Origin of the sequence: Candidatus Allofournierella merdipullorum (assembly GCF_048426865.1) — a bacterium.
Lineage (GTDB): Bacteria > Bacillota > Clostridia > Oscillospirales > Ruminococcaceae > Allofournierella_A > Allofournierella_A merdipullorum.
This window is the reverse complement of sequence record NZ_DBFNWJ010000050.1, coordinates 1-26,378: the sequence shown is the minus strand read 5'-3', so window position 1 is coordinate 26,378 and position 26,378 is coordinate 1. Positions and strand designations below refer to the sequence as shown.

Sequence of the window (26,378 nt, the reverse complement as noted above, 5' to 3'; positions counted from 1 at the left end):
CGCCCCGACTGGATTTTTGAAAGGAAGGACCTTTTTATGACTATCACCCGTCAGACCGTTATCGGCGACATTCTGGATACCGACAATTCCGTGGCTCCTCTGTTCCTGGCCATTGGTATGCACTGCCTGGGCTGCCCCGCCAGCCGCGGCGAGACCATCGAGCAGGCCTGCGCCGTGCACGGCACCGACGCCGACGAGCTGGTGGCCAAGCTGAACGCTCACTTTGGCAACGCCTGAGGCGCCCCGGCTGGACGCGCGGCTGACCGCGGCGGCGCAGCTGGTGAAGCCCGGCTCCGCCGTGGCGGACATCGGCTGTGACCACGGCAAGCTGGCCATCTTTCTTGCGCTGACCGGCCGCGCCAAGCACGTCATCGCCGCCGACCTGCGCCCCGGCCCGCTGCAAACGGCGGCAGAGAACTGCCGCCGCTACGGCTGCGAGGGGGCGGTGGAGCTGCGTCTGGGCGACGGGCTCTCGGTGCTGAAGGCCGGCGAGGCGGACACCATCCTGTTGGCCGGTGTGAGCGCAAAGACCACCATCGACATTCTTGCCGCCGCGCCCTGGGTGAAGACCCCGGGGACGCGGCTGGTCTGCGTTCCCGCCACAAAGGCCCCGGTGCTGCGCCGGTGGCTGTGGGAGCAGGGCTTTGACATTGAAGAAGAGCGGCTTGCCCTGGCGGCGGGCCGCTGGTACGCCGCCATCGGCGCGGTGTACACCGGCGAAGCCCGCCGGCCGGACTGGACGGAATGTATGTTCGGCCGCTGGCGGGACCTGCCGGGGGCGGCGGGCTATGAGGCTCAGCTGGCCCAAAAAGTGGAAAAGGTGCTGCGGGGCCTCGAGCCCGGCAGCCCGGAATGGAACGAGGCGGCAGCGCTGGATGAACAGCTGCGCCGCCCGCAAGGAGCGGAACATGGCGAAAGTTGAGGAAGTACTCCAGTTCATGCAGCAGCTGGCTCCGCGGGAGAAAGCCGCCTCGTGGGACAACGTGGGCGTTCTGGTGGACTGCGGCGCGGACGTGACCAGCATCCTGGTGGCGCTGGACATCACCGAGGAGGTGGTGGCCGAGGCGGAGATCCAGGGCTGCCAGCTCATCGTGGCTCATCACCCGGTGATCTTTCACCCGCTGAAGCGCATCAGCCGGTCGGACGTGCCCTTCCGCATGATCAAAAAGAATATCTCGGGCCTGTGCGCCCACACCAATCTGGACGCGGCGGAGGGCGGCGTGAACGACATCCTCTGCAAGCTGTTCGGCGTCACCGGGGCCAGGGGCTTCGCCGAGGGCGGCATGGGCCGCATCGGCCAGATCCGCACCGTCAGCGCCGCCCAGTTGGCGGCCCAGTGCCAGTTCACCCTGAACGCGAAGGTGAAGTATGTGGACGCCGGCCGGCCCATCAACACTCTGGCGGTGCTGGGCGGCAGCGGCGACCACCTCATCGAGGAGGCGGTGGCCGCCGGCGCGGACGCTCTGCTCACCGGCGAGGCGGGCCACCACGACGCGCTGGACGCAAAGCGCCTTGGCCTGAGCCTCATCGTGGCCGGGCATTACGCCACCGAGTTCCCGGTGGTGCCGGTGCTGGCGGACAAACTGTCCCGCCGGTTTGCCGGGGTGCGGGTGCTGTGCAGCCGCCGCAACAAGGAGCCCTTTACCTATTTATAAAGGAGAGGCCGTTATGTGGGAGGAGAAAGACCGAGCTTCCGTTGGCTACAACGAGGATATGTTCGAGGGGGACGCCCCCTCCGACGAGGCGCCGCAGGCTGCCCCGGCGCAGTCTGATGACCAGGCGCTGGCGCTGCTGGAACGTCAGCTGGCCCCCGGCGAGCAGCTGCTTTGGCATGGCCGGCCGCTGAAACTCCACGGGCCCGGCGGCGGCATGCAAAAGCTGTTTGCCGCGGTGTTCCTGGGTTTTGCCTGCTTTTGGGAAGTGAACGCCCTGCAGGCGCTCCTCGTGGGCGGGCTGTTCGGAATTATCTTCCCGCTGTTTGGCATCCCCTTTATTCTGGTGGGGCTGAAGCTGTTCTTCCCCGGCCTGGGCGCCGGCAGCCGCCTGCGCCAGACGGTCTACGGCATCACCACCCGGCGGGCCATCACCGTGAGCCGGGGGCGGGTCACCGCCTGGGATCTGGACGCGGTGGCCAGCGTGGAGAAATTCTACCACAAGGACGGCACCGGCGATCTGGTGCTGTCCAACGGGCAGGTGGAGCACTACTGGCACAACGGCCACAGCCACACCCGCGCGGTGACGCTGGCCTTCTACGGCCTGGCCGACGTGGACGCCGCCGAGGCGGCGCTGCGCAGCCGCTGAAAAACGACCCAAACCAAGCAAGCCGTGCCGCCCGGCACGGCCTTTTTCATGAGAGGTGAGACCCATGGCACTGGATGCCGCCCTGCTGGCTCTGACCGCCGGCGAACTGAAAAACACACTGCTGGACGCGAAGATTGACAAAATCTTCGAGCCCACCCGGGACGAGGTGCTGCTCACCCTGCGCACCCGCACCGACACCTTCAAGCTGCTGCTCAGCGCCCGCAGCGGCTCCGCCCGCATCTGCCTGACCAAAGAGACTTTTGAGAACCCCCAGACGCCGCCCAGCTTCTGCATGCTGCTGCGCAAGCATCTCACCGGCGGGCGGCTCACCGCCCTGGAGGTGGAGCCGGGGGACCGGCTGGTGTTCCTGCGTTTCCTGTGCACCAACGAGATGGGCGACCTGGTGGAGAACGTGCTGGCCGTGGAGCTGATGGGCCGCTATTCCAACCTGGTGCTCACTCAGAACGGCCGCATCATCGACGCCCTCAAGCGGGTGGATTTCGAGGATTCCGACATCCGCCAGCTGCTGCCGGGCCTTGCCTACACGCTGCCCGCAAAGCCCGCCAAGACGGACTTCTGCTCCATGACCTCCGCCCAGCTGGTGGAGACCGCCTGCAAGCTGGACCTGCCGCTGCACCAGGCGCTCATCAAAAGCTGCGCCGGCGTGGGGCCGGTGGTGCTGCGGGAGGCGGCGTTCCGTGCCTCCGGCGGCGAGACCGCCCTGCTGGCCAGCGAACTGGACGAGGGGCAGCGGGCCGCGCTGACGGCGGCCTTTGACTCCATCCACGCCGACCGGCTGGCGGGGGGCAAGCCCTGCCTTGCCGCCGACGACGAGGGCAAGCCCATGGAGTTCAGCTTCACCGCCCTCACCCAGTACGGCGAGGGACGGCTGCAATTCTACGACAGCTTCAGCGAGATGCTGGAGGCCTACTACTGCCGCAAGGACCGGGCCGAGCGCCTGCGCCAGAAGAGCCGGGACCTGCACAAGACGGTGAAGAACCTCCACGAGCGGGCGGTGCGCAAACAGGCGGCCCGCAAGGAGGAGCTGGCCCAGAGCGGCAAGGCCGACCAGCTGCGCCTGTACGGCGAGCTGCTGCAGGCCAACCTCTGGGCGGTGGAAAAGGGTGCAAAAAGCGTTACCGTCACCAACTACTACGACGGCCAGCCGGTGACCATCCCCCTGGACGTGCGTCTCTCCGCCAGCGGCAACGCCCAGAAGTATTTCAAGGACTACAAGAAAAAGCAGACCGCCGCCAAAATGCTGGTGAAGCTGCTGGAGCAGGGCGAGCAGGAGATCGAGTATCTGGCCACCGTGCTCTACGAGGTGGAGTCCGCCCCCGGCGAGCAGGCCTTGGGGGAGATCCGCCAGGAGCTGAAGGGCCAGGGGTATCTGAAGTATTATAAGGTAAGGGACAAAAAGCAAAAGCCCGCCGACTTCTACCGCTACCGTTCCTCCGACGGCTTCCTCATTCTGGTGGGACGCAACAACCTCCAGAACGAAAAGCTCACCCTTCACACCGCCCGGGGCAAGGACCTGTGGTTCCATGTAAAGAACGCCCCCGGCAGCCACACGGTGGTGATGAGCGAAGGGAAGGACATTCCCCTGGCCACCCAGAACGAGGCGGCCCAGCTGGCGGTGATCCACTCCAGCCTGACTGGCGGCGTGAAGGTGCCGGTGGATTACACCTTCGTCAAGAACATCCGAAAGACCGGCGACCTGCGCCCGGGCATGGTCCTCTACGAAAGCTACGAGACCGCCTACATCACGCCGGAGCCCGGCCTGGCCGAGCGGCTGGCGTTGCCGCAAAACAGGTGACAAGTTCCGGCCGGTCTGCTATACTGATAAAAACGAACCGTTCCGCCCCCGCGGCGGAACAGCCCATACCCCGGAAGGAGTGAATGAGATGTACTGCAAACAATGTGGCGCTTTTCTGCCCGACGACGCGACGGCCTGCTCCGCCTGCGGATGCCTGCTGACTCCGGCCCCCGCGCCGGAAGCTCCCGTGGAGGGCCCGAAGGACGGCCCCGCCCCGGCCCCCGAGACTCCGGCTGCCCCCGCGCCCGAAGCGCCTGCCCCTGAGGCGCCCGCGCCCCAGCCGCCGGTCTCCGGCCCCGTGCCCGGCAGCGTGCCCCCGCCCCGTTATCAGGTGCCGGCCTACGCCCGCCCGGCGGGCGGCCCCGGAGCTGCCGGCCCCGGCGGTCCCGCCGGCCCGGTGAAGGGCGCGCCCGCGCCGCAGCCCGGCCCCGCGCCCCAGCCCGGCAGCTTCCCGCCGCCTCCCTCCGCCCCCCTGAGCCCCACCGTGGGCATGGGTGAGTGGCTGTGGAGCAGCATCGTGGCGGCCATCCCCATCGTGGGCTTCATCGTGCTGCTGGTGTGGGCCTTCGGCGGCGGCACCAAGCTCTCCAAGCGCAACTGGGCCCGGGCGAACCTCATCCTCTACGCCATCGTCGTGGTGCTCTATGTGCTGATCTTCGTGTTTATCGCCGTCGCGGTGAGCGCGAATTTTTACCACAACAACTTCTACTATTGATTGCCCGTCCGGGCACCCGGAACGCCGCAAAAAAAACAGCCCTTCTCGCCGTTTTTTGCGGCGTTTTTCCGGCCCGAAAGGGCATTGAACAAAACAGAGAATTTTTTTTGGAAAATTCGATTTTTTTTACAAAAAGGTCTTGCAACACCCGGATGTGTGTGTTACAATAACACTCGGCTGCAAATGGCTTGTGTACCAAGCTGCGCAAGCCATGATATGCGTTGATGCGGGAGGTTGCCGTGGCAACACGGGTTTTTTCCGCGGAGTATGTCCGATCTAGAACCGGGCGAAAGAATTACTGAGAGCAAAGGGATACGTACACGGTGCCGTCTGCGCGGTGTACCAATGTCCATCGCACTTTGCCACAGGTCTGTCCGGGGGAACTGCCTAGCGGTTCACCGGCTTTTCTCGTGCCAAAATGTGAAACACCCGGAGCAGTGTTCAGTGGTTTATCGGTCCGCCTAGGCACCAAATTTAACAGGAGGCGAACAAAATGGCAGTCAAGGAGAAAATCAGAATTCGTTTGCAGAGCTACGATCACCAGCTGATCGATGCCGCTGCGGAGAAGATCGTTGAGACCGCGAAGCGCACCGGCGCCCGCGTGTCCGGCCCGATCCCCCTCCCCACCGACAAGGAAGTGGTCACCATTCTGCGTGCTGTTCACAAGTACAAGGACAGCCGTGAGCAGTTTGAGAGCCGCACCCACAAGCGTCTGATCGACATTCTGAAGCCGTCCAACAAGACGGTCGAGGCTCTCACGAGCCTGCAGCTCCCCGCCGGCGTCGAGATCGAGATCAAGCTGTGAGCCTATTATAATCAGTAAGGGCGGCCAACGAGCTGCCAACTGCTGACCGAAGGCAACCAGTGAGACTTCGCTCAAGACTCAAAGCGGAGAGGTCATGTTGGCGCCCAAAGTTACTCACGGCGTCAACCAATAACCTTACAGGAGGAAAAGGAAAATGCAAAAAGGTATCATCGGCAAGAAGCTGGGCATGACCCAGCTGTTCGACGAGAGCGGCAAGGTCGTTCCCGTGACCGTGATCGAGGCCGGCCCCTGCACCGTGGTGCAGAAGAAGACCGTCGAGAGCGACGGCTACCAGGCCGTGCAGCTGGGCTTCGGCGACATCGCCGCCCGCAAGGTCAACAAGCCCGCCAAGGGCCACTTTGACAAGGCGGACGTCGCCCCCAAGAAGACCCTGCGCGAGTTCCGTCTGGCCGACATCAGCGGCCTGAACGTGGGCGACATCCTGAAGGCCGACGTGTTCGCCGCTGGCGACCACATCGACGTCGTGGGCGTCAGCAAGGGCAAGGGCTACGCCGGCACCATCAAGCGCTGGAACGGCCATCGCCTGCGCGAGAGCCACGGCACCGGCCCTGTCTCCCGTCACGCCGGTTCCATGGGCCCCTGCTCCACCCCCAGCCGGGTGTTCAAGGGCAAGAAGCTGCCCGGTCATCTGGGCGCTGAGCGCGTCACCATCCAGAACCTCACGGTCGTCAAGGTGGACGCCGAAAATAATCTGATCGCCATCAAAGGCGCGGTCCCCGGCCCCAAGGGCGCTGTGGTCTGCATCAGCGATAGCGTGAAGGCGTAAGGAGGGAAAGCACAATGGCAAAATTTGACGTTTTGGATATGAACGGCAAGAAAGTTTCCACCGTAGAGCTTTCCGACGCCGTGTTTGGGATCACCCCCAACGAGAAGGCTGTTCACGCCGCCGTGGTCAACTTCCTGGCCAACCAGCGGCAGGGCACCCAGAGCACCAAGACCCGCAGCGAGGTTTCCGGCGGCGGCCGCAAGCCCTGGCGTCAGAAGGGCACCGGTCATGCCCGTCAGGGTTCCACCCGCAGCCCGCAGTGGACTCACGGCGGCGTTGCCCTGGGCCCCAAGCCCCGTGACTACAGCTACCGCATCAACCGCAAGGTCAAGCGTCTGGCCATCCTGAGCGCCATCAGCGCCAAGGCTGCTGCCGGCGACATGATCCTGGTGGACAACCTGAGCGTGGCCGAGTACAAGACCAAGGCCGTGGTCAGCATGCTGAGCGCTGTGGGCGCCGGCAAGAAGAACCTGATCGTCACCCCCGCCGTGGAAGAGAAGCTGGTCAAGAGCGCCGCCAACATCCCCGGCGTGAAGACCACCGTCGCCACCAGCGTGAACACCTACGACGTCGTGAACGCCGACAAGTTCATCCTGAGCGTGGACGCGGCCAAGAAACTTGAGGAGGTTCTGGGCTGATGAAAACTGCACATGACATCATTCTGGCTCCCGTCATTACCGAGAACTCTATGATGGGCGTTGCCAACAAGAAGTACACCTTCAAAGTGGCCACCGATGCCAACAAGATCGAGATCGCCGACGCGGTCGAGAAGCTGTTCGGCGTGAAGGTCGAGAAGGTCAACACCATCAACGTGCGGGGCCGTTGGCGCCGCCAGGGCCTGCACGGCGGTTACACCGCTGCCAGCAAGAAGGCCATTGTCACCCTGAAAGAGGGCAGCAAGGGCATCGACTTCTTCGAGAGCATGGTCTAAGCTGCTCTTCGAAGGCAGCTCCTTTGAGCCTGAGCAAGGCTCGCGTATGGGGATATGACCCCGATAACAATTCATAAGTCAAAAAGGAGAATACCGCAATGGCTATCAAAAAGTACAAGCCGACTACCCCGGGCCGCCGCGGCATGACTGTTACCGACTACAGCGTGCTGAGCAAGGTCGAGCCCGAGCGCAGCCTGCTGGAGCCCATGAAGAAGGCTTCCGGCCGCAACAACACCGGCCGCATCACCGTTCGCCACCATGGCGGCGGCAACCGCACCAAGTACCGCGTGATCGACTTCAAGCGCAACAAGTTTGACGTGCCCGCCACTGTCAAGACCCTGGAGTACGATCCCAACCGTTCTGCTCACATCGCTCTCATCGAGTACGCCGACGGCGTCAAGAGCTACATCCTGGCTCCTGAAGGCCTGAAGGTGGGCGACACCGTGATGGCCGGCCCCAGCGCCGACATCAAGCCCGGCAACGCCCTGCCCTTCGCCAACATCCCCGTTGGTACCATCATCCACAACATCGAGCTGTACCCCGGCAAGGGCGGCCAGCTGGTGCGCAGCGCCGGCAACATGGCTCAGCTGATGGCTAAGGAGAACGGCTACGCCCTGATCCGTCTGCCCAGCGGCGAGATGCGCAACGTGCCCCTGAACTGCATCGCCACCATCGGCCAGGTCGGCAACGTGGATCATGAGAACGTCAACCTCGGCAAGGCCGGCCGTAAGCGCCACATGGGCTGGCGGCCCACCGTCCGCGGTTCCGTCATGAACCCCTGCGACCACCCCCACGGCGGCGGCGAAGGCAAGAGCCCTGTTGGCCGTCCCGGCCCTGTTACCCCCTGGGGCAAGCCTGCGATGGGTTACAAGACCCGCAAGCATCATAACCGCTCTGACAAGTTCATTGTCAAGCGCGCCAACGGTTAAGAGAGGAGAACGAACATGGGTAGAAGTGTTAAGAAAGGACCTTACGTCCTGCCTGTTCTGCTGAAGCGCGTTCAGGAAATGAACGCCGCCGGCGAGAAGCGGGTCCTGAAGACCTGGAGCCGGTCCTCCACCATTTTCCCGGATTTCGTCGGCCACACCTTCGCGGTGCACGACGGCCGCAAGCATGTGCCCGTTTATGTGACGGAAGATATGGTTGGCCACAAGCTGGGCGAGTTCGCCCCCACCCGTACCTTCAAGGGCCATGCCGGCTCCAAGACCGGTAAGTAAGCAAAAGGAGGAGTAAAGCAATGGAAGCTAGGGCACATCTTAGATACGCCCGCATCAGCCCCCGGAAGGTTTCGGTCGTGCTGGATCTGATCCGCAACCAGCCTCTGGACAAGGCGCTGGCGATTCTGCAGTACACCCCGAAGGCCGCCTGCGAGCCCCTTCTGAAGTTGGTGAAATCTGCTGCCGCGAACGCGGAGAACAATCACAACATGGACAAGAACAGCCTGTACGTGGCCGAGTGCTTTGTCACCCCCGGCCCCACCCTGAAGCGCATCCGTCCCCGCGCCCAGGGCCGCGCGTTCCACGTGCTGAAGCGCACCAGCCATGTCACCGTGGTTCTGAAAGAGAAAGAGTAAGAAGGAGGTAAACACAATGGGCCAGAAAGTGAATCCCCACGGTCTTCGCGTGGGCGTCATCAAAGATTGGGACAGCCGCTGGTTTACTTCCAAAAAGGAATTCGGCGACACCCTGGTCGAGGATTACAAGATCCGCAAGACCCTGAAGAAGCAGCTCTTCGGCGCTGGCGTGCCCAAGATCGAGATCGAGCGTACCCTGGACGGTCAGTCCGGCGAGTCCAAGCTGAAGGTGAGCATCTGGTGCGCCAAGCCCGGCATGGTCATCGGCAAGGGCGGCAGCGAGATCGTCAAGCTGCAGGACCAGCTCTCCAAGATGGTGGGCAAGCCCGTCAACGTGAACATCGTTGAGGTCAAGAACATGGACACCAACGCCCAGCTCGTGGCCGAGAACATCGCCGGCCAGCTGGAGCGCCGCATCGGCTTCCGCCGTGCCATGAAGCAGTGCATGGGCCGCGCGATGCAGCGTGGCGCCAAGGGCATCAAGACCCAGGTCGCCGGCCGTCTGGGCGGCGCCGACATCGCCCGCACCGAGACCTACCACGAGGGCACCATCCCCCTGCAGACCCTGCGCGCCGACATCGACTACGGCTTTGCGGAGGCTGCCACCACCTACGGCCGCATCGGCGTGAAGGTGTGGATCTACAAGGGTGAGGTCCTCAAGGGCGCCAAGCCCGCCGCCCGCAAGGAAGGAGGCAATAAGTAATGTTACTGCCTAAGCGCGTTAAATACCGCCGCGTCCACCGCGGCCGCATGACCGGTAAGGCCATGCGCGGCAACACCGTGAACCAGGGCCAGTACGGCCTGGTCGCTCTGGAGCCCGGCTGGATCGACAGCCGTCAGATCGAGGCCGCCCGTATCGCCATGACCCGTTACATCAAGCGTGGCGGTAAGGTCTGGATCAAGATCTTCCCCGACAAGCCCGTTACCGAAAAGCCCGCCGAGACCCGAATGGGTTCCGGTAAAGGCAGCCCCGAGTACTGGGTCGCTGTGGTCAAGCCCGGCCGCGTTCTCTTCGAGCTGGCTGACGTCAACGAGGAGACCGCCCGCGAGGCTCTGCGCCTTGCCATGCATAAGCTGCCTGTCAAGTGCAAGTTTGCCAAGCGTGAAGATGAAGTGAAGGAGGTTGAGGGCTGATGAAAGCTGCAGAACTGCGCAACATGTCCGCCGCGGATCTGAATAAGAAGCTGGGCGAGCTGAAGGAAGAGCTGTTCAACCTGCGCTTTCAGCACGCCATCAACCAGCTGGAGAATCCCGGCCGCATCGACATCGTCAAGAAGGACATCGCCCGTGTGCTGACTGTCCTGGCAGAGAAAGCGTAAGGGAGGTTAAACGATGGAACGGAATTTGAGAAAGACCCGTGTGGGCACCGTTGTGTCCGACAAGATGGATAAGACCATCGTGGTCGCCGTGCGCGACAGCGTTCAGCACCCCCTTTACAAGAAGATCCTGAAGCGCACCGTGAAGTTCAAGGCCCACGACGAGAATAACGAGTGTGGCGTTGGCGACCGTGTGATGATCATGGAGACCCGGCCCCTGTCCAAGGACAAGCGCTGGCGCATGGTCAAGATCGTTGAGAAGGCGAAATAAGCCTGGTACTTTGAAAGGAGGATCTGGCAATGGTTCAGATGCAAACGTATCTCAAAGTGGCCGATAACACCGGTGCCAAAGAGTTAATGTGCATTCGTGTGCTGGGCGGCTCCCGCAAGAGATATGCGAACATCGGCGACGTCGTGGTGGCTTCCGTCAAGAAGGCGGCCCCCGGCGGCACCGTGAAGAAAGGCGACGTGGTCAAGGCTGTGATCGTTCGCAGCAAGCATGGCCTGCGCCGTGAGGACGGCAGCTACATCCGTTTCGACGAGAATGCGGCTGTTATCATCCGTGAAGACAAAAACCCGAGAGGCACCCGTATCTTTGGACCGGTCGCCCGCGAACTGCGCGAGAATGGCTACCTGAAGATCTTGAGCCTGGCTCCGGAATCGCTGTAAGGAGGTTTTAAGAATGAACAATCTTCATGTTAAAACCGGCGACAACGTTATGATCATCAGCGGTAAAGACAAAGGCAAGACCGGCAAGGTTCTGGCTGTCAGCCCCAAGGAGGGCAAGGTCATCATCGAGGGCCGCAACATGGTCACCAAGCACGTCAAGCCTCGCCGTCAGGGCGAGCAGGGCGGCATCGTGAAGGCCGAGGGCGCCATCTACGCCTGCAAGGTCATGCCGGTTTGCCCCAAGTGCGGCAAGGCCACCCGCGTGGCCCACTCCGTGAAGGATGGCAAGAATGTGCGCGTGTGCCGCAAGTGCGGCGCCGAGCTGTAAGGAGGGAGAATATCAATGGCACGTTTGAAAGATAAGTATGTCAGCGAGATCGCTCCCGCCCTGATGAGCAAGTTCGGCTACAAGAGCGTGATGCAGATCCCCAAGCTCGACAAGGTGGTCGTGAACGTGGGCTGCGGCGACGCCAAGGACAACCCCAAGATGATGGACGCCATTCTGGGCGACATCGCCACCGTGACCGGCCAGCGCCCTGTGGTTTGCCGCGCCAAGAAGAGCGTTGCGAACTTCAAGCTGCGCGAGGGCATGCCCATCGGCGTGAAGGTTACCCTGCGGGGCGAGCGTATGTACGAGTTCGTGGATCGTCTGTTCAGCGTGGCTCTGCCCCGCGTGCGTGACTTCCGCGGCATCAACGGCAACTCCTTCGACGGCCGCGGCAACTACGCCGTGGGCATCAAGGAGCAGCTGATCTTCCCTGAAATCGACTACGACAAGATCGACGCCGTGCGTGGCATGGACATCTGCTTTGTCACCACCGCGAACACCGACGAAGAGGCCAAGGAGCTGCTGAAGGCTCTGGGCGCTCCGTTCGCTAACTGAGGGAGGGTACGACTGTGGCAAAAACTTCTATGAAGATCAAGCAGCAGCGCGAGCCCAAGTTCTCTACCCGCGCCTACAACCGCTGCAAAATCTGCGGCCGTCCCCATGCTTACCTGCGTAAGTACGGCATCTGCCGCATCTGCTTCCGGGAACTGGCCTACAAGGGCGAGATCCCCGGTGTGAAGAAGGCCAGCTGGTAAATCCCGCTGCCTGCCGGCCCAACCGGCCGGCGGAGCGGGCGGGCGGCTAAGGGTCCTGAGGGCCCGCCGCCCCGCCGCTTTTGAAGAACAACCCAAACGAAGAACCTTAAGGAGGTTAGTGGCATGCATATCACCGATCCCATCGCGGACCTGCTCACCCGCATCCGCAACGCCAGCTGTGCCAAACACCCTTCTGTAGACGTTCCCGCTTCCAACCTGAAGAAGGCGATCTGCCAGATCCTGGTTGACGAGGGCTACATCAAGAGTGTGCAGCTGATCGAAGACAACAAGCAGGGCACCCTGCGCCTGACCCTGAAGTATCAGGACAACGGCCAGCCCGTCATCGCCGGCCTGCGGCGCGTTTCCAAGCCCGGCCTGCGCATCTACACCAACTGCGAGGATATGCCCCGGGTCATGAAGGGCCTGGGCACCGCGATCATTTCCACTTCTAAGGGCGTTATGACCGACAAGGCTGCCAGAGCTGCCAACGTTGGCGGCGAAGTACTCGCCTTTGTGTGGTAAGAAAGGGGCATAAAGACAATGTCGAGAATTGGAAGAAAACCCATCGTCATTCCTGCGGGCGTCGAGGTCTCCGTCAACGGGCACGACGTTACCGTGAAGGGCCCCAAGGGCACCCTGAATTCCAAGATCCATCCGCTGATGACCGTGAAGGTCGAGAATGGTGAAATCCTGGTGACCCGCCCCAATGACGAGAAAGAGGCCCGCAGCCTGCACGGCCTCACCCGCACCAACATCTCCAACATGGTGGAGGGCGTTGTGAACGGCTTCGAGAAGAAGCTGGAAGTTCAGGGCGTCGGCTACCGTGTGGCCAAGCAGGGCAGCAGCCTGGTGATGAACCTGGGCTTCTCCCATCAGGTGATCGTGAACGAGACCGACGACATCAAGATCGAGGCTCCGGACGCCAACACCATCATCATCAAGGGCATCGACAAACAGAAGGTCGGCCAGTTTGCCGCGGAAGTGCGCGAGAAGCGCCCCCCCGAGCCTTACAAGGGCAAGGGCATCCGCTATGCCGGTGAGCACATCATCCGCAAAGAGGGCAAGGCCGGCAAAGGCAAATAAGGTAAGGAGTGAAAGACAATGGTTAATAAGCCTGACAAGAACGAAGCCCGGCTTCGTCGTCACCGCCGTGTGCGCGGTAAGATCAGCGGCACCGCTGAGTGCCCCCGTCTGGATGTATTCCGCTCCTCCAAGCACATCTATGCCCAGATCATTGATGACGTGGCCGGCGTGACCCTGGTCAGCGCCTCCACGATGGAGAAGGGTTTTGAGGGCTTCGGCGGCAACGTCGAGGCGGCGAACAAGGTCGGTAAGATGATCGCCGAGAAGGCTCTGGCCAAAGGCATCAAGACCGTCGTGTTCGATCGCGGTGGCTTTGTGTATCACGGCCGCGTGAAAGCTTTGGCCGAGGGCGCCCGCGAGGGCGGCCTGGAGCTGTAAGGAGGAGGATACAATGGAAAGAAGAAATCGTGAAGTTGACGACGGCATGCTGGAAAAAGTCGTTGCCATCAACCGCGTATCCAAAACCGTTAAAGGCGGCCGCGTGATGAAGTTCAGCGCTCTGGTTGTCGTTGGCGACGGCAAGGGCACCATCGGTTTTGGCATGGGCAAGGCTGGTGAGGTTCCCGAGGCGATCCGCAAGGGCCTCGAGGCTGCCAAGAAGAACATGCACAAGATCAACATGAAGGGCACCACCATCCCCCACGAGATCGTGGGCGAGTTCGGCGCCGGCCGCATCCTGATGCGTCCCGCCGCCCCCGGTACCGGCGTTATCGCCGGCGGCCCCGTTCGTGCGGTCCTGGAAGTGGCCGGCATCAAGGACATCCGTACCAAGTGCCTGCGCTCCAACAACCCCTGCAACGTGGTCACCGCCACCTTCAACGGCCTGTGCAACCTGGTCAGCGCCGAGGAAGTTGCTGCCAAGCGCGGCAAGACCGTGAAAGAGATTCTGGGTTAAGGAGGTAGCTTACAATGGCAGAAACCGAGAAGAAGGTAGCGGCCACCGAGGCTGCCGCCGAGAAGAAGCCCGCCGCCAAGAAGGCCAGCGCGGCCAAGAAGCCCGCTGCGAAGAAGGCGGCTGACGGCGAGGCCAAGCCCGCCGCCAAGAAGACCACCAAGAAGGCGGCCGACGGCGAGGCGAAGCCCGCCGCCAAGAAGACCGCCGCCAAGAAGGCGGAAGCCAAGGCCGGCACCGTGACTGTGAAGCTGACCAAGAGCCTGTCCGGCCGCGGCGCCAAGCAGATCGCCACCGCCAAGAGCCTGGGCCTGAAGAAGATCGGCGACGTCACCGTTCAGCCCGACAACGCCCAGACCGCCGGCAAGATCGCCAAGATCAGCCACATGGTCGTGGTCACCAAAGCGTAACAGCAAGGAGGTGCAAGCAGATGAAGCTTCATGAATTAAAGCCCGCCGCCGGCTCCAACGTGGCAGCGAAGCGCAAGGGCCGCGGCCACGGCAGCGGCAACGGCAAGACCGCTGGTTACGGCCACAAGGGCCAGAAGGCCCGGTCCGGCGTCAAGAAGGCCGGCTTCGAAGGCGGCCAGATGCCGCTGCAGCGCCGCCTGCCCAAGCGCGGTTTCAACAACATTTTCGCCACCGAGTATGCTACCGTTAAGGTCAGCGACCTGGAGGCCAAGTTCGAAGCCGGTGCCGTGGTTGACACCAAGGCCCTGGTGGAAGCCGGTCTGATCAAGAAGAGCCTGGACGGCGTGAAGGTGCTGGGCAATGGCGAACTGACCAAAGCCCTCACCGTTCAGCTGGCGGCCTACACCGCCACTGCCAAAGAAAAGATCGAGAAGGCAGGCGGAAAGGCCGAGGTGATCTAAGGTGTTCGATACGTTCCGCAATGCGTGGAAGATCCCCGAACTGCGTAAAAAGATCCTGTTCACCTTGATGATCCTCGTGATCTTCCGGCTGGGTTGCGCCATCAGCGTGCCCTACGTCAACGTGGACGCGCTGGAGCTGTTCCGCCAGCTGGGCGGCAGCGGCAACATGCTGGATTACCTGAACATGATGAGCGGCGGCGCGCTGAGCCAGTGCGCGATCTTCGCCCTGAGCGTATCGCCCTATATCAACGCCTCCATCATCATTCAGCTGCTCACTGTGGCGATCCCCGCCCTGGAGCGGCTGAGCAAAGAGGGTGAGGAAGGCCGGCGCAAGCTGACCCGCATCACCCGCTACACCGGCGCCGGCATCGGCGTGGCCATGAGCATTGGCTACTACATGGTGCTGCGCAGCTGGGGCGTGCTGGCCTACAACACCGGCTGGGAGGCCTGGTTCAGCGCTGTTGTTATCGTGCTGAGCTTCGCCGCCGGCAGCCAGCTGCTCACCTGGATGGGCGAGCAGATCGACGACAAGGGCATCGGCAACGGTGTTTCCCTGCTGATCTTCGTGGGCATCATCTCCCGCTGGAGCGACGTCATCGGCAGCGTGCAGGCCCTGCTGGCCGAAGCTGCTGACGGCAAGCCTCAGTACTACGTCTACATCCCCGTCATCGCCATCCTGGCGATCGCCGCGGTGGTGTTCGTGGTCATCCTCACCAACGGCGAGCGCCGCATCCCGGTGCAGTACGCCAAGCGTGTGGTGGGCCGCAAGATGTACGGCGGTCAGGCGAGCCACATTCCCATCAAGGTGAACATGAGCGGCGTTATGCCCGTCATCTTCGCCAGCACCCTGTGCAGCATCCCCAACATGATCGGCAGCCTGCTGCAGGTCAAGAGCTCTTTCTGGGTGGCTTTCTTCAACGTGTTCAACTACAACAGCGTGCTCTACGCTGTGATCTACCTGCTGCTGATCCTGGCCTTCAACTACTTCTACGTGGCCATTCAGTACAACCCCGTTGAGATCGCCAACAACCTGCGCAAGAACAACGGCGCGATCCCCGGCATCCGCCCGGGCAAGCCCACCAGCGACTTCATTACCAAGAGCCTGTCCAAGATCACCCTGATCGGCGCTGTGTTCCTTGGCATCGTCGCGGTGCTGCCCATCGTGCTGGGCAACGTCACCGGCGTGAACATTCAGCTGGGCGGTACCAGCCTGCTGATCGTCGTGGGCGTGGCGCTGGACACCGGCCGCAACATGGAAAGCTACATGCTGATGCGGCATCACAAGGGCTTCCTTGAGTAAGCTCTGACGCGAAACACAAAACAGAAAGGGGACAAACGAGCATGAATCTGATTCTTCTGGGCGCTCCGGGCGCCGGCAAAGGCACCCAGGCCGAGATCGTCTGCGATAAGCTGGGCATTCCGGCCATCAGCACCGGCAACATCCTGCGTGAAGCCGTGAAAAACGGCACCGAGATGGGGCTGAAAGCGAAATCCTTTATGGACAGCGGCGCGCTTGTCCCCGACGATGTCATCATCGGGATCATCAAAGAGCGTCTGGCCCAGCCCGACTGCGAAAAGGGCTTCATCCTGGACGGCGTGCCCCGCACGGTCGCCCAGGCTGAGGCTCTGGAGCAGATGGGCGTGGCCATCGACAAGGTGGTGGACCTGGAGGTGGCTGACGAAGTGATCATGCGGCGGCTTTCCGGCCGGCGTGTGTGCTCTGCCTGCGGGGCTTCCTACCATCTGGAGTTCAAGCCCAGCCGCGAGCCTGACCGGTGCGACCGGTGCAGCGGGCCTCTGATCGTCCGCAAGGACGACGAGCCCGCCACCGTGCGCGACCGGCTGGCTGCCTACCATGAGCAGACCGAGCCGCTGGTGGATTTCTACCGTCAGCGCGGCAAGCTGGTGGTTGTGGAAGGGCAGGACACCATTGCCGACACCACCGCTCTCCTGCTGAAAGCACTGGAGGCGTAACGCGTGATCCAGCTTAAAAACGCCAAGGAACTTGCCGCCATGCGTCGGGCCTGCGAGATCAGCGCTCTGGCGCTGCGGCACGGCGGCGAAGCGATCGAGGCCGGTATCACCACCGCCGAGATCGACAAAATCATCTTCGACTTTATCAAACGGCAGGGCGCCAAGCCCAACTTCAAGGGCCTGTATGGTTTCCCGGGCACCGCGTGCATCAGCGTCAACGACGAAGTGATCCACGGCATCCCCAGCCATGCAAAGGTGATCCGGCCGGGTGACATCATCAGCATCGACACAGGGGCTGCCTGGGGCGGCTTCAACGGCGACAATGCCTGCACCTTCGGGTGCGGCAAGCTGGACCTGGAGGCCCGGCGTCTGCTGGAGGTCACGCGTGAGTCGCTGCACCGCGGCATTGCCGCCGCGGTGTCCGGCGCGCGGGTGGGCGACATCAGCAACGCGGTGCAGACCTATGTCGAGGAAAACGGCTTCTCGGTCGTCCGCAGTTTCGTGGGCCATGGCGTGGGCAAAGAGCTCCACGAAGACCCGGAGGTGCCCAATTTCGGGCCCGCGGGCCGGGGCCCCCGCCTGGTGGCGGGCATGACCCTTGCCATTGAACCCATGGTCAACCAGAAGCACTACTCCGTGGTGACGGGGGCCGATGGATGGACGGTGACAACGGCGGACGGCGGCCTTTCCGCTCACTTCGAGCATACGGTCGCCATCACCGCCGCAGGTCCGGAAGTTCTGACCAAAGCATGGGAGGGCCCGGAATGGACTTTGTAAAAGGCCAGCTGGTCCGCTCGAAAGCCGGCCGGGACAAAAACCGGACCTTTGCGGTGATCGGCATACAAGGCCAGATGCTTTTTCTCGCAGACGGAAGTCTGCGCAAACTGGATCGGCCCAAAGCCAAAAAGATAAGGCATGTGGCCCCCACCGCAACCGTTCTGCGGGGCGAAAGCCTTGCAACCGACAAACAGCTCGCAGCGGCGGTGGAAGCGTTTGACGCCGAACACCCCGCAAAACCATGAGGAGGGAAGAGCTTGTCTAAAGAAGACGTCATCGAAGTTGAGGGCACCGTTGTTGAGGCGCTGCCCAACGCCACCTTCCGGGTGGAGCTGGCAAACGGCCATCGGTTGCTGGCGCACATCTCCGGCAAACTGCGGACCAACTTCATCCGCATCCTGCCCGGAGACAAGGTTACTCTGGAAATGTCGCCCTACGATCTGACCAAGGGGCGCATCACCTGGCGCTCTAAGTAAAGCGCCCAAGTCACAAAGGAGGTTATCAGCATGAAGGTTAAGCCTTCCGTGAAACCCATCTGCGAAAAATGCAAGGTCATCAAGCGCAAAGGTCGCGTGATGGTCATTTGCGAAAACCCCAAGCATAAGCAGCGCCAGGGCTAAGGCCCCCCAGCGCTTGGGGGGCAAGTGCGTAGATTCCCGGCGCAGCCCCCGACACGGACATGGGATGTTATTTTAGGAGGTTTTTGAAACTATGGCACGTATTGCCGGCGTTGACCTGCCCCGCGAGAAGCGGGTTGAAGTAGGCCTGACTTACATCTATGGCATTGGCCCCAGCACCGCCAAGAAGATCCTGGCGGCTACCAACATCGATCCCGACACCCGCGTGAAGGACCTGACCGCTGATCAGGAAAACCTGATCCGTGAGTATCTGGACAAGAACAACGTCATCGTGGAAGGCGACCTGCGCCGCAACGTGGCGCTGGACATCAAGCGCCTGGTGGAAGTCCAGTGCTACCGTGGCGTTCGTCATCGCAAGGGGCTGCCCGTTCGCGGCCAGCGCACCAAGACCAACGCTCGTACCCGCAAGGGCCCGAAGCGCACCGTCGCGAACAAGAAGAAGTAAGGAGGAGCATGAGAAATGGCAACTAAAGCTGCTGCTAAGAAGGGCGCTGTGCGTACCAAGCGGCGCGAGCGCAAGAACATCGAGCGTGGCGCTGCTCATATCCAGAGCACCTTTAACAATACCATCGTTACCATTACCGATACGCAGGGCAACACCGTTTCCTGGGCCAGCTCCGGCGGCCTGAACTTCCGTGGCTCCCGCAAGAGCACTCCCTTCGCCGCCCAGTCCGCGGCCGAGGCTGCTGCCAAGGTGGCCATGGAGCATGGCATGAAGACCGTTGAGGTCTACGTCAAGGGCCCCGGCGCCGGCCGCGAAGCCGCCATCCGCGCGCTGCAGGCTACCGGCCTGGAGGTCAACATGATCAAGGACGTGACCCCCATCCCCCACAATGGCTGCCGCCCGCCCAAGCGTCGCCGCATCTGATTTTTAAGGAGGAACAAGAATGGCAAGATATACAGGCGCAGTGTGCCGTCAGTGCCGCCGCGAAGGTCAGAAACTGTTTTTGAAAGGCGAGCGCTGCTATTCCGATAAGTGCGCGTTCGCGCGCCGCAGCTTTGTGCCCGGCCAGCATGGCGCCGGCCAGGTGCGCAAGAAGGTCAGCGAGTATGGCCTGCAGCTGCGCGCCAAGCAAAAGGCGAAGCGTTACTACGGCGTTCTGGAGAGCCAGTTCGCCCACTACTTTGACATGGCCGAGCGCAAGAGCGGCATGACCGGTGAGAACCTGCTGCGCATCCTGGAGAGCCGCCTGGACAACGTTGTCTACCGCGCCGGCTTCGCCATGAGCCGCAAGGAAGCCCGTCAGCTGGTCCTGCATCGTCACTTCACCGTGAACGGCAAGATCGTCAACATCCCCTCCTACCTCCTGAGCGCCGGCGACAAGGTGGAAGTCAAGACCACCGACTGCGCCAAGCTGAAGGAGTGCGCTGAGAAGAATGCCTCCCGCCCTGTGCCCGGCTGGATGACCAAGGACCTCGAGAAGATGAGCGTCGTGGTCGACAAGCTGCCGGACCGCGCCGACATCGACTTCGATGTGGCCGAGCACCTGATCGTTGAGTTGTACTCCAAGTAACAAACTCACCCAAGGGAAAGCGAACACTATCGGCCGGCCTTCCGGGGCCGGCCACCAAGGGAGGATTTAACTATGATGGAGATCGAACGCCCCAGAATCGATACCGCGAGCCTGTCGCCCGACGGACGCTACGGCAAGTTTGTCGTGGAACCGCTGGAGCGTGGCTTCGGTACCACCTTGGGCAACAGCTTACGGCGTGTCCTGCTCTCGTCGCTTCCCGGTGTAGCCGTCACCAGCGTTAAGATCGACGGCGTTGTTCACGAGTTCAGCACCATCCCCGGCGTCAAGGAAGACGTGACCGAGATCGTTCTGAACCTCAAAGGCATTGCCGCCAAGATCTACGCCGACGGCCCTGTCACCGTTCGCATCGAGGCGTCCGGTGAGTGTGAAGTTACTGCTGGCAGCATCAAACCCAGCGATGAGATCGAGGTGCTCAACCCCGAATGGCATATCGCCACCCTGGACGAAGGCGGCAAGCTCGTGATGGAGCTCACCTTCGACAAGGGCCGGGGTTATGTGCCCGCTGAGCGCAACAAGCAGCTGCTGATGGAGAAGAACGATCTGAACGTTCTGCCTGTCGACAGCATCTACACCCCTGTCCTGAAGGTCAACTACACCGTGGAGAACACCCGCGTTGGCCAGATCACCGACTACGACAAACTCACCATTGAGGTTTGGACCGACGGCACCATCAACGCCAAAGAGGCAGTGAGCCTGGCGGCCCGGGTGCTCACCGAGCACCTGAACCTCTTCGTGAACCTGTCCGAGGAGGCCATCGGCGCGGAGATCATGGTGGAGAAGGACGACAAGGGCAAGGAGAAGGCCCTGGAGATGACCATCGAAGAGCTGGATCTCTCGGTGCGTTCCTTCAACTGCCTGAAGCGCGCGGGCATCAACACCGTGGAAGATTTGATCAACAAGTCCGAGGACGAGATGATGAAGGTCCGCAACCTCGGCCGCAAGAGCCTGGAAGAGGTCATGGCCAAGCTTGATTCTCTGGGCTTTACCCTTACCAAAGACGACGAGTAATTACAGCAAAGGAGTGAAACGGGATGCCCGGTACCAGAAAACTCGGCAGAACCAGCGAGCACCGCAACGCCATGCTGCGTGCCATGGTCACCTACCTGTTTGAGAACGGCAAGATCGAGACCACCGTCACCCGTGCCAAGGAAGTTCGTTCCATGGCCGAGAAGATGGTGACCCTGGGGAAGAAGGAAGAGCTGCACGCCAAGCGTCAGGTCTACTCCTACATCACCAAGGAGACCGTGGCCAAGAAGGTCATCGACGAGTACGGCCCCAAGTATGCTGACCGCAACGGCGGCTACACCCGCATCGTCAAGATCGGCCCCCGCCGCGGCGACGCCGCTGAGATGGCCATCATCGAGCTGGTCTGATCGCAGCGCCTAACGGCTTTTTCGCCGCCTCTGTTCTTTCGGGAACAGGGGCGGCTCTCTTTTCGAAGGAGGGACAAACAGCGCGCTTTTGGGCAATATCTCCAAATTTGTGCCCCACTGCGGTCGTACAGCGTGGGCGGGGCGCAGAAAATGCCGAAAAATGCGCGGAGTGCTGTTCCTTTGGTAAAAAGTATGTTAATATGTTGGTGTAATCATGTACGACCCGGCTTTGCCGGGGCAGGAATCGAAAAAAAGAACAGGAGTTGTTTCTTGTGATGGAGCAGCAGCACAGCGGCACCGAGTTTTTTATTGACGGCAACGGCGTTGCAGACCTCGGCCTCATTGCCACCCCCGGCGCACACGAACTGACCGCGCTGATCGACAGCCACCTGGTCCGCTGGGCCAACCGGAAGGGCCTCAACAAAGAGACCTTCATCATTCCCAGCGAGTGCCCCCGTTTCTCTTCCGGCGACGGCAAGGGCGTGATCAAGGACACCGTGCGCGGTGACGACCTCTACTTCGTTGTGGACGTGGGCAACTACAGCTGCAAGTACCGGCTGTTCGGCTCGGAAAACAGCATGAGCCCCGATGACCACTATCAGGACCTGAAGCGTCTGATCCAGGCCGCCAGCGGCAAGGCTCACCGCATCACCGTCATCATGCCGCTGCTCTACGGCAGCCGCCAGCACCGCCGCACTTACCGCGAGAGTCTGGACTGCGCTTACGCCTTGCAGGAGCTGCAGAGCATGGGCGTGACCAACATCATCACCTTCGACGCCCACGACCCCCGCGTGTCCAACGCGGTGCCTCTGATGGGCATGGACAACGTGATGCCCACCTACCAGGTGATGAAGGCGATGTTCAAGCACATCCCTGACTTCAAGCCCACCCCCGACAGCTTCATGGTCATCAGCCCGGACGAGGGCGCCATCAACCGCAACATGTACTACGCCAGCGTGCTGGGCGTGAACCTGGGCATGTTCTACAAGCGCCGCGACTACAGCCGCGTTGTGAACGGCCGCAACCCCATCGTTGCCCATGAGTACCTGGGCGAGAGCGTGGAAGGCAAGGACGTGTTCATCGCCGACGACATCATCTCCTCCGGCGAGAGCATGCTGGACATCGGCTACGAGCTGAAGAAGCGGGGCGCCAAGCGCATCTTCTGCAACGCCACCTACGCCATCTTCACCGCCGGCCTGGCCGAGTTCGACAAGGCCTACGCTGACGGCATCATCAGCGGCGTGTTCGGTACCAACCTGACCTACCGCACCCCCGACCTGCTCAGCCGCGAGTGGTTCCACGAGGTGGACGTGTCCAAGTACATCGCTTACTTTGTGGCCGCCATCAACCACGACATGAGCGTGAGCAACATCATCGATCCTCACGCCAAGATCGAAGCTCTGCTGCAGCGCTACGGTGTGAAATAATCCGTCGATTTAATACAAATCGTAAAACAATTTGGCGCAAAAAAGCCCTGACCGGGAACGGTCAGGGCTTTTCTTTTTGCAATGCAGGCTCAGCCGCCGCAGTGCCCGCCGCAGTTATGGCCGTGGCTGCCGCAGTCGTGACCCTCGCCGTGGTGCTCGTGATGAGCGCAGACAGCGTTCGGGTCAAAGGTCAGGCTTCCAGAGGCCAGCGCGGCAGCGGCAGCGTCGGCGCTGCCGGTGACCCCGGCATACACTGCGATGCCCGCCGCGGCCAGCGCGGTGCGGGCGCCGCCGCCGATGCCGCCGCAGACCAGGGCGTTTACCTGATTGGCCGCCAGCAGGCCCGCCAGTGCGCCGTGGCCGCTGCCATTGGTGGGCAGCAGGGCGCTGCTCACCACCTTGCCGGCCTCGACCTCATAGACCATGAAGGCGGGGCTGTGGCCGAAGTGCTGAAAGACCTGACCGGCCTCATAGGGGATAGCGATCTTCATTTGTTCCATGCTCCTTTTGAAAGGGCGGCCGAAGATTCGGCCGCCCGGTTTGTTTGGTCTCATTATCTCCCCGCAGAGCGGAAAAGTCAAGGCAGGGGGCACAGCTCCTTGCGCAGCACCAGCGCGCTGCTGGTCTTGTCGCCCCAGGTCAGAGCCACCCGCTGGCTGCCTTCGTAGCCCATCCGCCGCCAGAAGGGCAGTGGATTGCCGGGGTGGTCGTCCACCACGTCGATGCGCACCCGGCGGCTGCCGCCGGCGCGCAGATGCTCTTCCAGCAGCGCCGCGCACTGACGCCCCCGTCCGTGCCCCTGGGCGTCGCGGTGCAGGATGAGCAGGGAGAGATAGGCTTCCTCGCCGTCCCGCACATCGGCGGCGGCCAGAGCGGGTCCGTCCCGGCCCTGAGTGATGAGCAGGGTGACAAATCCAGCCCCGGCCATCTCCTCCAGTTCCGACAGCAGGAAGGCTTCGTCCACTCGATCCCGGCCCAGATGGTGGAGCAGAAACTCCGGGTTTGAATTGTAAATGGCGGCGAGCACCGCCGCGTCCTGGCGGCCGGCGGGTCGGAGAACAAGTTCCATACCGCGCCCTCCTTTCTGACAGGAGCATACCACAGCGGCGGGCAAAAGACAATGGCCGCCCGCCGAAGAGGGGAGGAAAGGGAAGGTTTTGACGCATTTTGCCGTTGCGACGGCCTGCGGCAAAAAGCGAAGGGACAGGAGCATATACTGTGGACGAATGCCGGCGGCGAATGGCTGCCGGTGGTACCACAGCAGTCGCGGCGGCCCGCCGTACATAGTTCCCGGGCCGCCGCCGCGCTGACAACCAAGGAAGAAAAACGAGGTGGAGGAAGATGAACGAACACTTGCGCACCCTGCGCCTGCGCCGCCGGTTGGAGGAAGCGGGCCCCGTCCTGTGGCAGCTGGCAGCGGGCGGCGGCGGCTTTGCCCTGGCGGCGGGGGGCGTTTTCGGCGGACTGCACCCCTTCGGCCTGTCGCTGGTGCTGGGGGTGGGGCAGAGCTGGGTCCAGAGCGCTGCGGCGGGGGCGGCTCTGGGCTATCTCGCTCTGCTGGACCCGGTGGACAGCCTGCGCTGGCTGGCGGCCCTGGCGTCGGCTCTGGCAGGGCGCTGGCTCTTCCGCACCACCTTCTGGCCCGCCGCTGTGGCGGGCAGCGGCACCCTGCTGCTGGTGCAGCTGATGCTCTCGCTGGCGGGGCTGTCCACCCCGGCAGCCGCTTTTGCCACTCTGGGGGCGGCGATCCTGGCGGCGGGGGGCGGTCTGGCTCTGGCAAAAACGGCCAAGGCACGGCCCCGCCCCTCCGCCCCGCTGGCGGGACAAGCCTTCCCGCTGGCTATGCTGGCTCTGCCCGCCCTCTGCGATCTTCCCGCAGGTCCGCTGGAGCCTGCTGTGACGGTGCTGGCAGCAGCGGGGCTGTGGCTGGCCTACCGGGGCCGGGTGCGGGACTGCGCCGCCCTGTGCACAGCGGGCGCGGCCATGCTCACCGCTGCTGACCCGGAACTGGCCTTTGCAGGTTTGGGCGTGGCGGCAGGCTGTCTGGCGGCCGCCTTCTTCACCCCCGGCGAGCGGATGGGCAGCGGAGCGGTGTTTTTGGGTACGGCGGTGGTGTGCAGCCTGGCCGCTCCCGCGCCGGAGCAGCTACTGGGCTTTCTGGCCAGTGCCGTGCTGGCCGAGGCCGCCTTTTTCGCGCTGCCCCGGCCCTGGCTGGCGGCTCTGCCCGGCCAGGCGGAGCCAGTGAGCGAGAGCGCCGCCCGCCCCCGGGTGGCCAGCGCCGTGGGCCAGCTGGAACATGTGGCTCAGGCCCTCACCGGCATCGCGGACACGGTGGACGGCGTTTACAAAACGCTGCCCAAGCGGGGTGAGAGTTACAACTGGGTGATGGACCATGTGGCCGAGGAGCTTTGCCGGGGCTGCGGCCAGCGGGAGCGCTGCTGGGTGGAGCACTACTCCGACACAGTGGATGGCTTTCTGCGCCTGAAACCCATTCTGGAGCAGCAGGGCCGGGCGGCGCTGGAACAGCTTCCGGGCCAGTTCTGCCGCTGTGTGCACCCGGTGGAGCTGTGCAGCGCGGCGGGGCGGGCCTATACCCTCTACCGCAGCCGGCGGGAGAGCCGGGTTCGGGCCCAGGCCATGCGCAGCGCCCTCACCGAGCAGTACACCGCCATGGCGCAGGCGCTGGGCCAAATGGCCAGCCAGCTGGGGCAGACCGTGGCCCCCGACGAGGGTAAGACCGCCCGGTTGGCGGCGCTGCTGGCCTCAATGGGACTGGAACCCCTGGAGACCCAGCTGGGCTATGACGCCTCCGGGCGGCTGCGGGGGACGGTGAGCGTCAGCCGCACCGCCTTCTCCGAGGAAGAGCTGGCGGAGCTGGGCAAAGAGGCGGCGGCCATCTGCCACCGGGCGCTGGCCCCGCTGGGGGTGGACCACACCGGCCTCGTCACCACCCTCACCCTCACCGAGAAAGCGGTGTACGACCCGGTGTTCGGTCTGGCAGCCCACGCGGCCCAGGAGGACGCCTGCGGCGACGCGGTGGAGCAGTTCTGCGACGCCTTTGGCAGCGCCCACCTGCTTCTCTGCGACGGCATGGGGGTGGGCCGGCCCGCCGCCATCGACGGCACGCTGGCCTGCACGCTGGCGGCAAAGCTGCTGAAAGCGGGCTTTGCCGCCGAGAGCGCCGCAAGGCTGGTGAATGTGGCGCTGGCCCTCAAGAGCGACGAGGAGAGCGCCGCCACGCTGGATCTGGTGAGCGTGGACCTCTACACCGGGCGCGCCAGCCTTTACAAAGCGGGGGCCTGCCCCACCTTTCTGGTGCGGGGCGGCAAGGCCGAGCCGGTGGAGGCCGCGGGCCTGCCGGTGGGTATCCTGAGCAACGTGGTGGGCGGGCAGCACACCCTGACCCTGCGGGAGAAGGAGATGGTGGTGCTGGTGAGCGACGGCGCGCTGGTGGACGGCCCCGGCTGGATCTGCCAGCAGCTGGAACTTTGCGCCGCAACGGGCAGCACTCCTGCCGAGACCGCCCGCATCCTGGCGGACATGGCCAAGGCCCGGGTGAGCCGCAGTACCCGCCCGGACGACATCACCGTGGCAGTGCTGGCGCTGGAAAAGGCGGTTTGATAAAAGGAAAAAGGCGCTCCTGCGCGGCCCGGCGGGCCGTGCGGGGGCGCTTTTTGTATATCGAAAACCACTCGCTAGGCGAGTGGTTCAAAAGAAGACTAATGTCGATAATGGAAAAAGAAAAACTCCCTTTGCTATACTGGGAGTGCGGTCTGCCAACTGCACAAGCAAGCAAAGGGAGGTCATTCAAA

General features: G+C 62.9%; 42 protein-coding genes. 40 read left to right on the top strand and 2 right to left on the bottom strand.

Annotated features, from left to right (window positions below; all coding sequences use genetic code 11):
* Positions 1 to 36: 36 nt before the first annotated feature.
* From ACMNAY_RS09365 to ACMNAY_RS09175, 39 genes are all read left to right on the top strand, one after another.
* Positions 37 to 237, top strand: coding sequence for a DUF1858 domain-containing protein (locus tag ACMNAY_RS09365; RefSeq protein WP_177521652.1), 201 nt, complete (start codon positions 37 to 39; stop codon positions 235 to 237).
* Entirely contained in the window at positions 224 to 922 is a 699-nt protein-coding gene (locus ACMNAY_RS09360) for a class I SAM-dependent methyltransferase (RefSeq protein ID WP_418719184.1), read from the top strand. The genes ACMNAY_RS09365 and ACMNAY_RS09360 overlap by 14 nt, the downstream gene beginning before the upstream one ends.
* On the top strand, positions 909 to 1,655 hold the full coding sequence (locus ACMNAY_RS09355; protein ID WP_418719183.1) for a Nif3-like dinuclear metal center hexameric protein: 747 nt from the start codon (positions 909 to 911) through the stop codon (positions 1,653 to 1,655). Before ACMNAY_RS09360 ends, ACMNAY_RS09355 begins: the two co-directional genes overlap by 14 nt.
* A 13-nt stretch (positions 1,656 to 1,668) precedes the next feature.
* On the top strand, positions 1,669 to 2,301 hold the full coding sequence (locus tag ACMNAY_RS09350) for a hypothetical protein (protein WP_394978192.1): 633 nt from the start codon (positions 1,669 to 1,671) through the stop codon (positions 2,299 to 2,301).
* A 64-nt stretch (positions 2,302 to 2,365) separates the two neighbouring features.
* The gene (locus tag ACMNAY_RS09345; protein ID WP_418719182.1) at positions 2,366 to 4,117 is read left to right on the top strand and encodes an Rqc2 family fibronectin-binding protein; all 1,752 of its coding nucleotides are present in this window, start codon (positions 2,366 to 2,368) and stop codon (positions 4,115 to 4,117) included.
* A gap of 88 nt (positions 4,118 to 4,205) precedes the next feature.
* Complete coding sequence (locus tag ACMNAY_RS09340) at positions 4,206 to 4,832, top strand: hypothetical protein (protein WP_418719181.1); 627 nt, start codon at positions 4,206 to 4,208, stop codon at positions 4,830 to 4,832.
* Positions 4,833 to 5,325: 493 nt separating this feature from the next.
* Positions 5,326 to 5,637, top strand: coding sequence for a 30S ribosomal protein S10 (rpsJ, locus tag ACMNAY_RS09335; protein WP_330055782.1), 312 nt, complete (start codon positions 5,326 to 5,328; stop codon positions 5,635 to 5,637).
* Positions 5,638 to 5,791: 154 nt separating this feature from the next.
* On the top strand, positions 5,792 to 6,424 hold the full coding sequence (gene rplC / locus ACMNAY_RS09330; RefSeq protein WP_394976955.1) for a 50S ribosomal protein L3: 633 nt from the start codon (positions 5,792 to 5,794) through the stop codon (positions 6,422 to 6,424).
* Positions 6,425 to 6,438: 14 nt separating this feature from the next.
* On the top strand, positions 6,439 to 7,062 hold the full coding sequence (gene rplD, locus ACMNAY_RS09325; RefSeq protein WP_394976957.1) for a 50S ribosomal protein L4: 624 nt from the start codon (positions 6,439 to 6,441) through the stop codon (positions 7,060 to 7,062).
* Positions 7,062 to 7,355, top strand: coding sequence for a 50S ribosomal protein L23 (gene rplW, locus ACMNAY_RS09320; protein WP_394976959.1), 294 nt, complete (start codon positions 7,062 to 7,064; stop codon positions 7,353 to 7,355). Before rplD ends, rplW begins: the two co-directional genes overlap by 1 nt.
* 98 nt (positions 7,356 to 7,453) lie before the next feature.
* Positions 7,454 to 8,284 carry a 50S ribosomal protein L2 gene (gene rplB / locus ACMNAY_RS09315; protein WP_394976961.1) on the top strand — a complete coding sequence of 277 codons (831 nt, stop codon included), beginning with the start codon at positions 7,454 to 7,456 and terminating at the stop codon, positions 8,282 to 8,284.
* Positions 8,285 to 8,299: 15 nt separating this feature from the next.
* Entirely contained in the window at positions 8,300 to 8,572 is a 273-nt protein-coding gene (gene rpsS, locus ACMNAY_RS09310; RefSeq protein WP_058965300.1) for a 30S ribosomal protein S19, read from the top strand.
* A gap of 20 nt (positions 8,573 to 8,592) precedes the next feature.
* On the top strand, positions 8,593 to 8,928 hold the full coding sequence (gene rplV, locus ACMNAY_RS09305) for a 50S ribosomal protein L22 (RefSeq protein ID WP_394960465.1): 336 nt from the start codon (positions 8,593 to 8,595) through the stop codon (positions 8,926 to 8,928).
* Between the two features lie 16 nt (positions 8,929 to 8,944).
* Entirely contained in the window at positions 8,945 to 9,631 is a 687-nt protein-coding gene (gene rpsC, locus ACMNAY_RS09300) for a 30S ribosomal protein S3 (protein ID WP_394976963.1), read from the top strand.
* Positions 9,631 to 10,062 carry a 50S ribosomal protein L16 gene (rplP, locus tag ACMNAY_RS09295; protein WP_394964953.1) on the top strand — a complete coding sequence of 144 codons (432 nt, stop codon included), beginning with the start codon at positions 9,631 to 9,633 and terminating at the stop codon, positions 10,060 to 10,062. The genes rpsC and rplP overlap by 1 nt, the downstream gene beginning before the upstream one ends.
* Positions 10,062 to 10,247, top strand: a complete 186-nt coding sequence (rpmC, locus tag ACMNAY_RS09290; RefSeq protein WP_394964951.1) for a 50S ribosomal protein L29 — start codon at positions 10,062 to 10,064, stop codon at positions 10,245 to 10,247. Before rplP ends, rpmC begins: the two co-directional genes overlap by 1 nt.
* Before the next feature lie 13 nt (positions 10,248 to 10,260).
* The gene (gene rpsQ / locus ACMNAY_RS09285; RefSeq protein ID WP_394976965.1) at positions 10,261 to 10,515 is read left to right on the top strand and encodes a 30S ribosomal protein S17; all 255 of its coding nucleotides are present in this window, start codon (positions 10,261 to 10,263) and stop codon (positions 10,513 to 10,515) included.
* 29 nt (positions 10,516 to 10,544) lie between these two features.
* Positions 10,545 to 10,913, top strand: a complete 369-nt coding sequence (gene rplN / locus ACMNAY_RS09280; protein WP_370827648.1) for a 50S ribosomal protein L14 — start codon at positions 10,545 to 10,547, stop codon at positions 10,911 to 10,913.
* A gap of 13 nt (positions 10,914 to 10,926) precedes the next feature.
* Positions 10,927 to 11,241, top strand: a complete 315-nt coding sequence (gene rplX / locus ACMNAY_RS09275; RefSeq protein WP_394976967.1) for a 50S ribosomal protein L24 — start codon at positions 10,927 to 10,929, stop codon at positions 11,239 to 11,241.
* Between the two features lie 15 nt (positions 11,242 to 11,256).
* On the top strand, positions 11,257 to 11,796 hold the full coding sequence (gene rplE, locus ACMNAY_RS09270; protein WP_394976969.1) for a 50S ribosomal protein L5: 540 nt from the start codon (positions 11,257 to 11,259) through the stop codon (positions 11,794 to 11,796).
* A 14-nt stretch (positions 11,797 to 11,810) separates the two neighbouring features.
* Entirely contained in the window at positions 11,811 to 11,996 is a 186-nt protein-coding gene (locus ACMNAY_RS09265; RefSeq protein ID WP_087172340.1) for a type Z 30S ribosomal protein S14, read from the top strand.
* A gap of 123 nt (positions 11,997 to 12,119) precedes the next feature.
* A complete protein-coding gene (rpsH, locus tag ACMNAY_RS09260; RefSeq protein WP_394960455.1) occupies positions 12,120 to 12,518 on the top strand; it encodes a 30S ribosomal protein S8 in 399 nt (132 codons plus the stop codon).
* Between the two features lie 18 nt (positions 12,519 to 12,536).
* Positions 12,537 to 13,079 (top strand): 50S ribosomal protein L6, encoded by a 543-nt coding sequence (gene rplF, locus ACMNAY_RS09255; RefSeq protein WP_394976971.1) that lies wholly within the window; start codon positions 12,537 to 12,539, stop codon positions 13,077 to 13,079.
* A gap of 18 nt (positions 13,080 to 13,097) precedes the next feature.
* A complete protein-coding gene (gene rplR, locus ACMNAY_RS09250; protein ID WP_418719180.1) occupies positions 13,098 to 13,457 on the top strand; it encodes a 50S ribosomal protein L18 in 360 nt (119 codons plus the stop codon).
* Between the two features lie 13 nt (positions 13,458 to 13,470).
* Positions 13,471 to 13,974, top strand: coding sequence for a 30S ribosomal protein S5 (rpsE, locus tag ACMNAY_RS09245; protein ID WP_177522295.1), 504 nt, complete (start codon positions 13,471 to 13,473; stop codon positions 13,972 to 13,974).
* A 236-nt stretch (positions 13,975 to 14,210) separates the two neighbouring features.
* Entirely contained in the window at positions 14,211 to 14,381 is a 171-nt protein-coding gene (rpmD, locus tag ACMNAY_RS09240) for a 50S ribosomal protein L30 (protein ID WP_177522300.1), read from the top strand.
* Between the two features lie 20 nt (positions 14,382 to 14,401).
* Positions 14,402 to 14,842, top strand: coding sequence for a 50S ribosomal protein L15 (rplO, locus tag ACMNAY_RS09235; protein WP_330058963.1), 441 nt, complete (start codon positions 14,402 to 14,404; stop codon positions 14,840 to 14,842).
* A gap of 1 nt (position 14,843) precedes the next feature.
* Positions 14,844 to 16,142 (top strand): preprotein translocase subunit SecY, encoded by a 1,299-nt coding sequence (gene secY, locus ACMNAY_RS09230; RefSeq protein ID WP_394976973.1) that lies wholly within the window; start codon positions 14,844 to 14,846, stop codon positions 16,140 to 16,142.
* 41 nt (positions 16,143 to 16,183) lie between these two features.
* Positions 16,184 to 16,816 (top strand): adenylate kinase, encoded by a 633-nt coding sequence (locus ACMNAY_RS09225; protein WP_394976975.1) that lies wholly within the window; start codon positions 16,184 to 16,186, stop codon positions 16,814 to 16,816.
* 3 nt (positions 16,817 to 16,819) lie between these two features.
* On the top strand, positions 16,820 to 17,593 hold the full coding sequence (gene map / locus ACMNAY_RS09220; protein ID WP_394976977.1) for a type I methionyl aminopeptidase: 774 nt from the start codon (positions 16,820 to 16,822) through the stop codon (positions 17,591 to 17,593).
* Positions 17,581 to 17,838 carry a KOW domain-containing RNA-binding protein gene (locus tag ACMNAY_RS09215; RefSeq protein WP_394976979.1) on the top strand — a complete coding sequence of 86 codons (258 nt, stop codon included), beginning with the start codon at positions 17,581 to 17,583 and terminating at the stop codon, positions 17,836 to 17,838. Before map ends, ACMNAY_RS09215 begins: the two co-directional genes overlap by 13 nt.
* Before the next feature lie 12 nt (positions 17,839 to 17,850).
* Entirely contained in the window at positions 17,851 to 18,069 is a 219-nt protein-coding gene (gene infA / locus ACMNAY_RS09210; protein ID WP_058965282.1) for a translation initiation factor IF-1, read from the top strand.
* Positions 18,070 to 18,099: 30 nt separating this feature from the next.
* Positions 18,100 to 18,213 (top strand): 50S ribosomal protein L36, encoded by a 114-nt coding sequence (rpmJ, locus tag ACMNAY_RS09205; RefSeq protein ID WP_058965281.1) that lies wholly within the window; start codon positions 18,100 to 18,102, stop codon positions 18,211 to 18,213.
* A gap of 91 nt (positions 18,214 to 18,304) precedes the next feature.
* A complete protein-coding gene (gene rpsM, locus ACMNAY_RS09200) occupies positions 18,305 to 18,676 on the top strand; it encodes a 30S ribosomal protein S13 (RefSeq protein ID WP_394976981.1) in 372 nt (123 codons plus the stop codon).
* A gap of 15 nt (positions 18,677 to 18,691) precedes the next feature.
* Positions 18,692 to 19,099 (top strand): 30S ribosomal protein S11, encoded by a 408-nt coding sequence (rpsK, locus tag ACMNAY_RS09195; RefSeq protein ID WP_177522288.1) that lies wholly within the window; start codon positions 18,692 to 18,694, stop codon positions 19,097 to 19,099.
* Between the two features lie 19 nt (positions 19,100 to 19,118).
* Positions 19,119 to 19,745 carry a 30S ribosomal protein S4 gene (gene rpsD / locus ACMNAY_RS09190; protein ID WP_394976983.1) on the top strand — a complete coding sequence of 209 codons (627 nt, stop codon included), beginning with the start codon at positions 19,119 to 19,121 and terminating at the stop codon, positions 19,743 to 19,745.
* 72 nt (positions 19,746 to 19,817) lie between these two features.
* A complete protein-coding gene (locus ACMNAY_RS09185) occupies positions 19,818 to 20,774 on the top strand; it encodes a DNA-directed RNA polymerase subunit alpha (protein WP_394976985.1) in 957 nt (318 codons plus the stop codon).
* A 23-nt stretch (positions 20,775 to 20,797) separates the two neighbouring features.
* Positions 20,798 to 21,139 carry a 50S ribosomal protein L17 gene (rplQ, locus tag ACMNAY_RS09180; protein WP_177522285.1) on the top strand — a complete coding sequence of 114 codons (342 nt, stop codon included), beginning with the start codon at positions 20,798 to 20,800 and terminating at the stop codon, positions 21,137 to 21,139.
* A 275-nt stretch (positions 21,140 to 21,414) separates the two neighbouring features.
* Positions 21,415 to 22,566, top strand: a complete 1,152-nt coding sequence (locus ACMNAY_RS09175) for a ribose-phosphate pyrophosphokinase (RefSeq protein ID WP_394968628.1) — start codon at positions 21,415 to 21,417, stop codon at positions 22,564 to 22,566.
* A gap of 89 nt (positions 22,567 to 22,655) precedes the next feature.
* On the opposite strand, the gene ACMNAY_RS09170 is transcribed toward ACMNAY_RS09175, so the two are convergent.
* A complete protein-coding gene (locus tag ACMNAY_RS09170; protein WP_418719179.1) occupies positions 22,656 to 23,057 on the bottom strand; it encodes a NifB/NifX family molybdenum-iron cluster-binding protein in 402 nt (133 codons plus the stop codon).
* Between the two features lie 86 nt (positions 23,058 to 23,143).
* Entirely contained in the window at positions 23,144 to 23,635 is a 492-nt protein-coding gene (locus ACMNAY_RS09165) for a GNAT family N-acetyltransferase (RefSeq protein WP_418719178.1), read from the bottom strand.
* Positions 23,636 to 23,907: 272 nt separating this feature from the next.
* Between ACMNAY_RS09165 and ACMNAY_RS09160 the strand changes: the two genes are divergently transcribed.
* Positions 23,908 to 26,187, top strand: coding sequence for a SpoIIE family protein phosphatase (locus ACMNAY_RS09160; RefSeq protein WP_418719177.1), 2,280 nt, complete (start codon positions 23,908 to 23,910; stop codon positions 26,185 to 26,187).
* Positions 26,188 to 26,378 lie beyond the last annotated feature (191 nt).